This window comes from Paenibacillus jamilae, from assembly GCF_050482105.1.
GTDB classification, from domain to species: domain Bacteria; phylum Bacillota; class Bacilli; order Paenibacillales; family Paenibacillaceae; genus Paenibacillus; species Paenibacillus jamilae_B.
Window position 1 is genome coordinate 332,021 of sequence record NZ_JBCNHI010000015.1, and the last position, 11,590, is coordinate 343,610.

The window sequence follows — 11,590 nt, forward strand, 5'->3', positions numbered from 1 at the left end:
TCACTCCTTCATTTTTTTTTGGAATGATTCGAACAAGGAACCAATTTTTCTGATTCTGGTTTTTGCCTTGTATTCAATCTTTAAATCCATAAAAGGATTTTCTTTTTCTTCTTTTAGTTTTTCCCAAAGCTCTGGTTTGGACTGGTGGATCAGCTGACCAAAGCCGAAAATGTCTGACTTGAACTCATGCCGAACGGTCTCTACGGAATGTTTCATAATTTCAACGATTTTTTCATTGCTCGCAGCTTCAATTTCTTTAATATCAGCCATACTACTTAACTTCATATGCTTGCAGTTAATCTCTCGCACTGTGCTGTTGTTAGTAACAGATATGGAGATAACAGGCTCTCCATCGCGAATAAGCACTTTTTTTTGGGTGTCGCTGCTTAAGGTTAATAAGGCAATTTCCCCGCCTCCCTGACAGTCGGCATGTCCCGTAGTAGATACCACTTTATTTCGGATGTAATTGAACCCTTTGCTGTCTTGATCATTGATCCAGCCCAATAAGCGGTCTTTTTTTAATACACCAATGCCAGAGAATCTTAATATGGTTCCAGGAGATATGCTTTTGGTAGCATCTACACCTTTTTCATTGGACGATTCTATATCTCCCACGGCTTCCAATGCGGGCAGGGTGGACTGGATGTCGGGATTAGCCAAGTCGCTAAGCAGTTGATCCATGGTTATTTTGGTGGCAGGAGCCCATGTTTTCGTTAACGTATCCAATGAAGCAAACAATTTATTGGCTGGCAGCTTTTCCAGTGGAGTGGGGATCTTTAACATCGTAGAGGCCTTGTTATTTTTGGCTATCGCAATATAAAAGTCACTTCTGGTAAAAGGCTCTCGCATCAAGGTTTCAATCGCATCAGAAATTCCTCTTCTTGCATACTCCTCGCCTAAAATCAGCATGCGAATATGAGATAAATAGATGGATCGCGGGCTTGTATCCGTCATTTTTTGAATAGCCTCTTGAATCGTCGGCGCAGTGGCCTGATAAGTAACAACCGGAGAGCCTGAAGCAGGTGAGGATTTGGAGGCTACTGCGGAAGGAATAACCACCTGAGCAGTCACCTGATACTGATCTCCTTCCATGTCCACCCCGATCCCTATAGCGATGCCTAGTTCGTTTAATTCTTTTCGATCCCAGCATCCACCCAATAGTAATGCAATCAGCCCCCAGACGAAGAGCAAATGTATAGTTTGTTTCATGTTTGATCCCTTCTGGTTTTCGATGTATTGCCAATTCGTCTTTTTTTCTTTTTTTGGCGGATCGTATTTTGGATAGGGGTGGATTGAGGACGTGTCCTCATATGAGACCAAGGTAGGCGAAATAGCGTATCTTTCAAATCACTCTCCACGTAGGGTCCGAATGGACTCATATAAGAGACACCGAACGATCGCAGACTGGTTAAGTGCAGCAAAAGTACAATTAAACCCATTAATATTCCAAGAAGTCCGAAGGCTGCCGCTAGCATCATTAAGGCGAAACGTACAATACGAACCGCTATCGACAAACCGTTTTCTGGAATAACATAGCTGGAGATCGCTGTGATTGACACAACAATGACCATAGCCGCCGAGACTACTCCTGCATCTACAGCTGCTTGTCCAATGACCAGTGTACCTACAATCGACACAGCCTGCCCGACAGTCTTGGGGATTCGAACCCCTGCTTCACGCAAAATTTCATAAGTAATCTCCATAAGCATTGCCTCGACAAATGCCGGAAACGGTACGCCTTCCCTCTGTGCGGCGAGACTGATCAAAAGGTTTGTCGGAAGCATCTCTTGATGAAAGGTAGTTATCGCAATATAAACTGCGGGGGCAAGCATTGCGATAAAAAAGGAAAAGAAACGCAGCATACGCAGTAAAGTGCTGATATCGGCACGCTGGTAATAATCCTCTGCCGACTGGAAAAATTGAACGAACAATGCAGGTATCAGCAGAACAAAGGGGGTGCCGTCCACTAATATAGCAATTCGACCTTCCAGCAGACTGGCAGCGACCGAATCCGGACGCTCACTGTTATAAATGGTCGGAAATGGGGTAAAGGTTTCATCCTGAATTTCCTCTTCGATGTAACCCCCTTCCAGGATTCCGTCAATATCAATTTGGTCCAAACGATCTCTCAGTTCCTGAATAACCCCTTCGTCAGCGATTCCTTTGATATACATCACAGACACATTGGTATGAGTCACCTGACCGATCTGTCTTGTTTCCATCCACAGCCGCGGATCACGGATTCGCCTACGAATCAGAGCTGTATTAGTACGCAAATTTTCGGTAAAACCCTCCATTGGACCCCGTACAACCGTCTGGGATTGGGGCTCGCTGACATTGCGATCCTCCCAACCGACCGCATCAATCCATATGCCCTTTGTATATCCTTCCAGCAAAATGATAATACCGCCAGATAGCATATGATTGAATAGAGCGTCCATTTCGTCCACACTACCTGAGTGACCCGCAATTAGAACCTGATCCTTTAAATAGTCAAATGGTTCTATGCCCTCCGGTACATGATGTTCGTTTACCCGCATCAATGAACGCAGAACGGAATCATGGAGTAACTGAGTGTTGACCAGACCGTCGATATAAAACAGAGCTGCTGGCCATTTTTGCATCCATAATAGCTCTTTAATAATTACATCTCCGCTGCTTCCAAAGGAGCTCTCGATATGATTTACATTATCTTTCAAGTTAGAGGATATATGAGTAAGTGGACAGCTTTTATTCTCATTTGGCATACGTAAAATCCTCCGATATTGGAGTTTGTTGGTTTAGTATGCTCTGAAAATATGAATTTATGCTTGACCCTGTTGTATTTACAGGGCCGATTGTTGGGTATGCTGACGACGTAGAGCCGAGGGAACATCGGATCGTCTATGTTGGGAGCAGGGGAAACGTTAGAAATGTTGGAGCCGCGAATGTGGGGCTTTGGTTAGAACAACGAGGGGTATTGTGAAATCTAACGTGATTTCGGTATATCATGCAAGGATCTGTAAGTGGAAGGCGCAGGAGTGCGACTATTCCGTGTCATCTTTGCTGCTGGTTTTAACCGATTTTTTAGATTTGTATAGCGAGCCAAACAACAAGCTTCTCCATCGGTATATAAAATACAGCAGGATGATGAACCCAACGGCAGCCGCGATTCGTAATGCGTACAGTTCTACCAAATGGAAAATGGCATCCCATTGCGGACCAAACAGCTTGCCGATGCTTAGAAAGAGAACGACCCAAAATAAAGCACCGCTGTAAGCATATAAGACAAATTTACGGAAAGAAAGAGCTATAATTCCAGCAAAATAGCCTGTAAAATGACGGACACCTGGAATGAAATATCCAACGAAAATAAGCCAGTATCCATAACGTTGAAACCATTTTTGTGTTTTCTGAAGCTTGTCCGGCGATAACAAAAACCATTTACCGTATTTCTGAATAAAGGGGAGTCCAGCCCATTTTCCGATAAAGTAGGTAATGGTCATACCGATGGTTGTGCCTAAGAAAGCTAGCAGCACCAGCTTGCCGAAATCCAGGGTGCCGACATAGGAGAGATATCCCGCATAAGCCATTGTGGTCTCTCCGGGAAAAGGCAAAGCAATAAACTCCAGCAGCAAGCCGAAAAAAAGGACGCCGTATCCATATTCTTCGAACAATTGCGCGATCCATTTCAGCACATCCATCGTGTACACTCCTACGGGCAGATTAAGTAATTTAGAATTAATTTATTTTATCAATCTTTTCATGACCACTCAACTATGGTTGATTTCTTGACGTGTTGTTTTATCGTTGCGTATAATGAAACGAACAATTGAGGGAGGCACGGTAATGAATAAGCCTAATGAAATCGTTGTAGTTCTCGATTTTGGAGGACAATACAACCAGTTAATTGCAAGAAGAATTCGGGATCTCGGCGTATATAGCGAGCTCCTTCCATACAATACGCCTGCGGAGAAGCTGAGAGAGCTGGCGCCGAAAGGAATTGTTTTCTCAGGCGGACCTTCCAGCGTATACACAGACAATGCTCCTCAGGTGGATCGGGCAATTTATGATCTTGGCATCCCTATCTTTGGTATTTGTTATGGCATGCAGCTGATGGCCCACCAACTGGACGGTAAAGTAGAACGTGCGGGCAAGCGTGAATATGGCAAAGCAGACGTGCAATTCAATGAGGGCGCTCGGTTGACTAAAGGACTGGATTCCCGTCAAACCGTATGGATGAGCCATGGCGACCACGTTACAGATCTGCCAACCGGCTTTACACTGGATGCAGGAACAGAGAGTGCCCCGATTGCCGCAATGAGTAACCTGGAGCGGAATCTGTATGCGGTACAATTCCATCCAGAGGTACGTCATTCTGTTCAAGGTAATGAGATGATTAACAACTTCCTGTATGAAGTGTGTGGTTGTGAAGGCAACTGGACCATGGAATCGTTCATTGAAGAGCAAATTCGTGAAATCCGCCAACAAGTAGGCGATAAGAAAGTACTGTGCGCTTTAAGTGGCGGCGTGGACTCCTCCGTAGTAGCCATGCTTATTCACAGAGCGATCGGCGACCAACTGACATGTATGTTCATTGACCACGGACTGTTGCGCAAGGGTGAAGCTGAAAGTGTAATGGAGACGTTCGTTGGTAAATTTGATATGAAAGTTGTCAAAATTGATGCACGTGAGCGTTTCCTGTCCAAACTGGCAGGAGTGGATGACCCGGAACAAAAACGTAAAATCATCGGTAACGAGTTTATTTACGTTTTTGAAGAAGAATCAGCTAAATTCGATGATTTTGACTTCCTGGCACAAGGCACGTTGTACACTGATATTGTAGAGAGCGGAACAGCAACGGCGCAAACCATCAAATCCCACCATAACGTGGGCGGTTTACCAGAAGACATGAAGTTCAAACTGATCGAGCCCCTGAATGCTTTGTTCAAGGATGAAGTGCGTAAAGTCGGCGAAGAATGTGGACTTCCGGCCGAAATTGTATGGCGTCAGCCATTCCCAGGCCCGGGTCTTGCCATTCGTGTATTGGGCGAAGTGACAGAGGACAAGCTTAAGATTGTCCGTGATTCTGACTTTATTTTGCGCGAGGAGATTGCCAAAGCAGGTCTGGATCGGGAAATTTGGCAATACTTCACCGCTCTGCCGAATATGAAGAGCGTTGGCGTTATGGGCGATGCCCGTACGTATTCCTACACCGTAGGTATTCGCGCAGTAACCTCAATCGACGGTATGACCGCCGACTGGGCACGTATCCCTTGGGACGTATTGGAGAAAATCTCCGTTCGGATCGTTAACGAAGTGGACAACGTTAACCGTATCGTCTACGACGTAACATCCAAACCACCAGCAACAATTGAGTGGGAGTAAGCGTAGAGACTCCCGCATCGTAACCATGAATCCTTTGAGATTCACCAATACAACATCAGGCTCCTCCGTATCGGCGAAATATCGCTATGCGGTCGGAGTCTTTTTTACGGGGGCAAGGTCGAAACTTTATTCGGGAAAGTTTACTGCGCGGCAACCTCAATCGACGGGGGTTTGCTAAAGGCGAACTGCATGGCCTCATGCGACGGAGATATAAAGTCACTCGTTTTTGCAAAACGGAATATGAAGTTGAAAAAAGGAGATATTATTCAATGGTAATGTCTCCTTTTTTATATGAATTGATTAGCTTCAAGCTATAAATAGCTTAAATCAAGTGTGGAATTAAACGTTTATTTTTTATGTCATCCTCTAATGGTGTCATGTTTTGATACTAATATATTTTATAATTTATCTAGATTAACTTGTTACATATCCGTTTCATTAAACGCTATTCTAAGGAGAATAAAGAGATGAAAAAATTATTTTTGTCGTCCTCATTTAAGGATGTAGCACCATGCTTAGTCCATTTCGCTGATGAAAACTTGGCAGGAAAAAAAGTCACTTTCATTCCAACCGCAAGTATTCCAGAGAAAGTCAAGTTTTATGTGAATACAGGGAAAAAAGCATTAGAGAATTTAGGACTAATCGTGGATGAGATCGAAATCAGCACAACAACATTGAATGAAATAGAGAGTAAAATTAGAGGAAATGACTATATTTATATGACCGGAGGCAACACATTTTATTTACTTCAAGAGTTAAGAAGAACCGGAGCTGACAAAATCATTGCTGAGGAAGTGAATGCAGGGAAGTTGTATATAGGCGAATCGGCAGGTTCGATGATTTTATCACCTAATATCGAATATGCCCGACTTATGGACAATGTGCAGGAGGCGCCTGCTTTGGATTCCTTTGCTGCACTCAGGGCAATTGAATTTTATCCAGTCCCTCACCATACGAACATCCCGTTTAAAAAAGCGGTGGAGAACATCATTGAGGAATATGGCAGCCAATTAAATTTATATCCAATCAGCAACGCGGAAGTTATTTTGGTTGAAGGTGATAGTATAAAAGTCGAGAATGCATGACTTCATTAAATAAAGGAGAATTTCAACTGATAAATATTTTAAAGAACCTTCAATCCACATCTATCTTGGTATTGAAGGTTCTTTTTTAAATTCTAACTTACCATACGATCTTTTTCCCGGTTGCAGCCGATTCCTCGATGCGGTCAAGTAACTGATGCAGTTTTAAGGCATGGTTGAAATCAGGAGCGAGATGGGTGTCCGTCAAAATATCCCTGGCAAATACATGATGAGCTTTGGAAACATTCAGGGTTACCCCTTCTTTTGGGAAATCCAGGGTACTATCAGGTTCATGAGCTATATTTATTGTTTCAAAATCACCGTTAGGCACATGACTCTGCTCATTACTTGGATCATATATGAGCTTTTCAAGCGTCAGATTCCCAAATTGAATATGCCCAAGCGAAGGATTCTGTGACAAACGCAAAATTCCCTTTTTCCCCTGAATCTCTAGCTCAAACTTAGAATTCACTCCACCTTGAATGTGAACGGAAGTCGGTACTCCATTTTCCATTAGTCCGTGAATCAGAATCTGATCGGGAGTATCCTTGGAAATAACTTCGCCCGTTTCATGAATAGTGGCCTCATTATAACGGGAGTATGTGATGGCCGATAGCTCACGGAATTCGCCAACGATGTATTGCAGCGCATCCAGGGAATGCCCTCCGTTAATGGTCAGCAGGTTGGCACCACTGGCTCTATTCAGCAGATAAGCAGTGTCCTGATTTACTTGTCCACCTTTGCCGGAAGTAGCTACTTGCATATGACAGGATACAATTTCACCAATTGTCCCGTCTTCCACTAGCCTTTTCATCGTTTGCACTTCATAATCCTGCCGTGCCTGCAAGCCGACGGTATGATGAATGCCAGCCAGTTCCGCCGCCTTAGCCATCTCAGCAGCTTCCGCAGTGTTGGCCCCCAGAGGCCACTCACAGAAAATATGTTTCCCCTCTTGAATAGCCGCCATCACCGCCTCATAATGATGGGGAACTTTTACGCTCACCACGACCATGTCCACATCCTCGGAAGCTGTGAGCTTTTTGGCATCGTCAAAAGCTAATGTTGCCCCTACGTCATCTGCGCTTTTTCGTGCACTCTCCATACGGGAAGTGCCGATGGCCGTGATATCCAAGCTCGGGTGCTTGAGCAAAGCAGGAATATGCGTTTGGCTGGCCCATTTGTTATTCATCGAACCTCCTATGATACCTGCACGAATCATCTGTTTAATCATGTGTCACTCCTCCTGATTTTAAAATATGGGTAGAAAATAGCGCTCCAGCCCAATATAATACACTTAACTCATAAAGAATAATGTTTGTTAGTGATGTAGATATCATTTTATTTGATGGGAGGTAAAGAGGTGGATATTCAAAATATGCAGGCATTCGTTTCAGTGGCAGAGCTTAGAAGTCTAACAGAAGCTGCCCAGAAGCTGAATCATTTGCAATCGAATATGACAGCTAAAATCAAGAAGCTGGAGGCCTATTACGACACAGCGTTATTTTACCGCAAGCCTCGTGGTATGGAACTGACACCCGCTGGAGAAATTTTATATGCTCAGTTCAAGCAAATTTTGCTGCTATGGCAAGACACGGAGATGAAAATGAGACCCCAGGAGGAAAAACTGCGCGTCGGCACGATGCAGTCCATTGTAGCAGGGGAAACAACAAGGGCGCTAACAAAGGTGTATGAGATGTATCCGCAGGCTTCAGTGACATTAAAAACCGGAACCACCACGGAAATGGAGCAATTGATCCTCGACGGCGAGCTTGATATAGCTTTTGTTACAGGATATCCTACCAACCCATATATTCATTATCAAAAAATATGCCGTGAAGAGCTGGTACTGGTGGGGAAAGGTATACACGAAGGCTCGGATCTCCAACAGGTACTGCAAGGAGCTTCTATTATCATATTATCGGATAGCTGCCTGTACCTCACGCATTTAGAGAAGATGTATCAGGACATGCAATTGACCCATGGCGAGGTTGTCGAGGTTGGGATATTTGATACGATGGTGGAGTTCGCTCTGATGGGAATGGGAATCACCCTTATGTCCAAAAAGCTGGCGCGGCAATTTAAAGTAACGTCCTATTTACCAATTCCTTCGACTTTTGGATACATGGATACATATTTAATATCCCGTCCAAATCACGAAATGACAGCAATTGAACATAAATTTATCGAAATCAACAATACGATCTAATAAATAGGAGAGACATCGAATGCCAATTAATCAAGGCAAATACCAAGGCTACCATGCTGTTAGCTCCGACTTTTTAATATATGTAGACTTGTCTCATGGCTTGTTAATTTCCAGTAAGAGTGTATAATGCTTGATATATCAATTGATAGGTCAAGTATTTGAAGGAGGAGTGGTAGCTATCGAACATTGCTCTGAAAAAAGCCAGTTGTTTTATCGTATGCATCTGTTGTGTAAAGAAATGAATAACGCTTTTGAAGCACAGCTAAAAACCAGCTTTACCAAGGTTGAAATTTTATATCATATTCATCATCGTCAGGAATTAAGTCAGCTAGAGCTTCAACATCTGCTCGTTCTTGATGGTGCAGCAGTGACCCGGCATTTGAAAAGACTGGAAGAGGAAGGTCTGATTTTACGCAGTAAAAAAGAGCAGGATAAGCGTGTGACCTATATACGTTTAACTGATTTAGGGATTCAAGAGCTGCGAGTTTTGACAGAGCAAAGAGAAGCCTTTCAAGAAAAGCTCCTCTACAAGTTTGCAGACGAGGAAATTGTAGCTTTAACAGATGCACTACAGCGTATGTCTAGCAATGTGAAGAATATGTGAAATGTGCGAGGACAAAATGTTTTTGGAGGCCACTCAATGAAGATTTTAGAAGATTATTTTCATTACTACGATTTAGCAAAAGACGATCAGGTAAATAGAAATCGATTAATCAGCCTTTTTTCCGAAAAGATTGAGTTCGTGTTAAATGGGGATCGAAAACAAGGTATGAACAGTTGGAAAAGCTTTTTGAACATGTTCTTCGAGGGGACGCTCGAAATCAAGCATATGTATGAGGGATGGAAGCCTGTTTTCGGAGAAGCTGATACCTATCAAACCAAATGGGCAGTGTGTGGCAAAAAGGCAACAGGCGAAGTTTATACACTCACTGGAGTGGACAAAGCCCGGCTGGATACAGAAGGAAAGATCGTTTATCTGGAAAATATACCGGATACAGCGAATGCCTTTGATAAGTACAAAAACATCTGATTATCCTAAAAGATAACCCGCCAGCTGTATAAGAGCTTGCGGGTTATCTTTTTTCCGAACAATACTTATGTGTTTAATTTGTAACATTCGTTTTTTCTGTTGACAAGCTGTAGGTGAGAGCCTAAAATAACGGATGTAATACAGCGTATATGAATGCGAATATTACAGCAATTGAACGACAACAATACGAGTATGCTTTACGTAGGAGGAATTACGACTCATGGAGCGTTTCTTTAAATTAAAGGAACATGGCACGAACATCCGCACCGAGATTATTGCGGGGATCACTACTTTTATGACCATGGCTTATATCCTGGTGGTCAACAATACCTTTTTGGGACCAACCGGAGCGGGAATGCCTAGTGAAGCTGTTTTCTTTGCAACAGCAGTGGGTGCAGGTTTAGTTACCATTCTAATGGGCTTGTTTGTAAATGTACCGATCGGTATGGCACCAGGGATGGGCTTGAATGCTTATTTTATGACTGTAGTCTTGAGTTCTAATGGGATGATTACTTGGCAAGCGGCACTTGGCGCTGTATTTATATCCGGTATCGTCTTTCTGATTTTGACCGTTACCCGGGTAAGACAGATGCTGCTTGTTGCGGTTCCGGAAAATTTAAAAACAGCTATTACAGTTGGTATTGGCTTGTTTGTCACAATTGTGGGCTTCAAGCTTTGTAATCTGGTTATGGTGAGTATCGTTCCAGGGACCGATGTGGGTCATCCAGTTCCGGGTCATGCTTTTAACTTGGTTCTGGGTAGTCTGGTACATCAAAAAGATGCGCTTCTGGCGCTTATCGGGTTGCTTATTATTGCAGCATTGATGGTCGTTCGGGTCAAAGGTGCATTGTTGATTGGAATCGTCGCTACTACATTAATCGGTATTCCGATGGGTGTAACAAATCTGAGTAGCTTGACAACAGGCCACTGGATTCCAGACTTCGGCAATTTGGCCGTAGGTCAGCTAGACTTGAAGGCTGCTTTGCATATCGGTCTGTTTGATATTATTTTTATCTTCACATTTGTAGAGCTGTTTGATACATTCGGCACGTTGGTGGGTACAGCTACGCGTGCAGGTATAATGAAAGATAAGAAAAAAGGCGAAAAAATCATCGGTAAAGCGATGCTTGTAGATGCTGTTGGTGTAAGTACTGGTGCAGTACTGGGTACAAGTACAATTACAGCATTTGTAGAAAGCTCCGCAGGGGTAGAAGAAGGTGGACGTACAGGTCTCACTGCTGTAACGACAGGTATTTTGTTCTTGCTGTCTCTCTTTATTGCTCCGCTGGCTCTGGTCGTGCCTTCAGCGGCTACTGCCCCAGCTTTGATTATCGTCGGGGTGTTGATGATGAGTCAGGTTCGCAATATTGAATGGGATAACTTCCTGCTGGCATTCCCATCGTTCTTGACCATTGTTTTGATGCCTTTTACAGGTGGAATTGCGAATGGTATCTCTGCTGGTATTCTGTCTTACGTTGTGCTGGCAGTGTTCAGTAATCTGTTTACCAGTAATAAAGTTAAAATTCACTGGCTTATGTGGGTGCTTGCTATTATTGTAGTGATCCGTTTTGCCTTCATGGGTTCCGAATAATTTAGTTGATAATAAAGAATCTCTTTCCTGTTGTTTTAAGGAAGGAGATTTTTTTGTTCATAGGAGTAAAAGCAATAGGGTTAATATATGAAGGGAAATGAATAATAAATATGTGTTGAAAAATTTTATATAAATAATACTTGCAAATGAAAAACGTATATGGTATATTCTAATTCCGGCCAAGAAATACAAGGTTGCGAGCGAATGAAAAAAAAGATTTCAAAAAAATGCTTGCAAAGTTGGTTCGGACATGATATGATATAAGAGTTGATGAGGCGATGAGCTGATTCAAGAAAATGTTTGATCTTTGAAAA

At 43.1% G+C, this 11,590-nt stretch carries 10 protein-coding genes; 6 read left to right on the plus strand and 4 right to left on the minus strand.

Going from position 1 to position 11,590, the window contains the following annotated elements; translation table 11 throughout:
* From ABEW32_RS13745 to ABEW32_RS13755, 3 genes are all read right to left on the minus strand, one after another.
* Positions 1-1,209, minus strand: coding sequence for a Ger(x)C family spore germination protein (locus tag ABEW32_RS13745; protein ID WP_430188471.1), 1,209 nt, complete (start codon positions 1,207-1,209; stop codon positions 1-3).
* Positions 1,206-2,747, minus strand: a complete 1,542-nt coding sequence (locus tag ABEW32_RS13750; RefSeq protein WP_430188473.1) for a spore germination protein — start codon at positions 2,745-2,747, stop codon at positions 1,206-1,208. Before ABEW32_RS13750 ends, ABEW32_RS13745 begins: the two co-directional genes overlap by 4 nt.
* A gap of 279 nt (positions 2,748-3,026) precedes the next feature.
* Positions 3,027-3,683, minus strand: coding sequence for a DedA family protein (locus tag ABEW32_RS13755; RefSeq protein WP_430188474.1), 657 nt, complete (start codon positions 3,681-3,683; stop codon positions 3,027-3,029).
* Positions 3,684-3,828: 145 nt separating this feature from the next.
* Here ABEW32_RS13755 and guaA point away from each other — a divergent pair, with 145 nt between their 5' ends.
* The gene (gene guaA, locus ABEW32_RS13760) at positions 3,829-5,367 is read left to right on the plus strand and encodes a glutamine-hydrolyzing GMP synthase (protein WP_430188475.1); all 1,539 of its coding nucleotides are present in this window, start codon (positions 3,829-3,831) and stop codon (positions 5,365-5,367) included.
* Positions 5,368-5,834: 467 nt separating this feature from the next.
* Positions 5,835-6,452, plus strand: a complete 618-nt coding sequence (locus ABEW32_RS13765) for a Type 1 glutamine amidotransferase-like domain-containing protein (RefSeq protein WP_430188477.1) — start codon at positions 5,835-5,837, stop codon at positions 6,450-6,452.
* Between the two features lie 97 nt (positions 6,453-6,549).
* Here ABEW32_RS13765 and ABEW32_RS13770 read toward each other — a convergent pair whose 3' ends face one another.
* The gene (locus ABEW32_RS13770; RefSeq protein WP_430188479.1) at positions 6,550-7,680 is read right to left on the minus strand and encodes a Gfo/Idh/MocA family protein; all 1,131 of its coding nucleotides are present in this window, start codon (positions 7,678-7,680) and stop codon (positions 6,550-6,552) included.
* 129 nt (positions 7,681-7,809) lie between these two features.
* On the opposite strand from ABEW32_RS13770, the gene ABEW32_RS13775 reads away from it, so the two are divergent.
* The 4 genes from ABEW32_RS13775 to ABEW32_RS13790 all read left to right on the plus strand — a co-directional run bounded on the left by ABEW32_RS13775 (position 7,810) and on the right by ABEW32_RS13790 (position 11,276).
* A complete protein-coding gene (locus ABEW32_RS13775) occupies positions 7,810-8,655 on the plus strand; it encodes a LysR family transcriptional regulator (protein WP_430188481.1) in 846 nt (281 codons plus the stop codon).
* 130 nt (positions 8,656-8,785) lie between these two features.
* The gene (locus ABEW32_RS13780) at positions 8,786-9,259 is read left to right on the plus strand and encodes a MarR family winged helix-turn-helix transcriptional regulator (RefSeq protein ID WP_430188482.1); all 474 of its coding nucleotides are present in this window, start codon (positions 8,786-8,788) and stop codon (positions 9,257-9,259) included.
* 36 nt (positions 9,260-9,295) lie between these two features.
* Positions 9,296-9,685 carry a hypothetical protein gene (locus tag ABEW32_RS13785; RefSeq protein WP_430188483.1) on the plus strand — a complete coding sequence of 130 codons (390 nt, stop codon included), beginning with the start codon at positions 9,296-9,298 and terminating at the stop codon, positions 9,683-9,685.
* Positions 9,686-9,905: 220 nt separating this feature from the next.
* On the plus strand, positions 9,906-11,276 hold the full coding sequence (locus ABEW32_RS13790; protein WP_430188484.1) for an NCS2 family permease: 1,371 nt from the start codon (positions 9,906-9,908) through the stop codon (positions 11,274-11,276).
* The last annotated feature ends 314 nt before the right edge of the window (positions 11,277-11,590 follow it).

What these genes read in the sequence shown, in the direction of transcription:
- ABEW32_RS13770 (WP_430188479.1), bottom strand. Translation starts at nt 7,680, where the DNA reads ATGATTAAACAGATGATTCGTGCAGGTATCATAGGAGGTTCGATGAAT.
- guaA (WP_430188475.1), top strand. Translation starts at nt 3,829, where the DNA reads ATGAATAAGCCTAATGAAATCGTTGTAGTTCTCGATTTTGGAGGACAA.
- ABEW32_RS13765 (WP_430188477.1), top strand. Translation starts at nt 5,835, where the DNA reads ATGAAAAAATTATTTTTGTCGTCCTCATTTAAGGATGTAGCACCATGC.
- ABEW32_RS13785 (WP_430188483.1), top strand. Translation starts at nt 9,296, where the DNA reads ATGAAGATTTTAGAAGATTATTTTCATTACTACGATTTAGCAAAAGAC.
- ABEW32_RS13750 (WP_430188473.1), bottom strand. Translation starts at nt 2,747, where the DNA reads ATGCCAAATGAGAATAAAAGCTGTCCACTTACTCATATATCCTCTAAC.
- ABEW32_RS13790 (WP_430188484.1), top strand. Translation starts at nt 9,906, where the DNA reads ATGGAGCGTTTCTTTAAATTAAAGGAACATGGCACGAACATCCGCACC.
- ABEW32_RS13745 (WP_430188471.1), bottom strand. Translation starts at nt 1,209, where the DNA reads ATGAAACAAACTATACATTTGCTCTTCGTCTGGGGGCTGATTGCATTA.
- ABEW32_RS13755 (WP_430188474.1), bottom strand. Translation starts at nt 3,683, where the DNA reads ATGGATGTGCTGAAATGGATCGCGCAATTGTTCGAAGAATATGGATAC.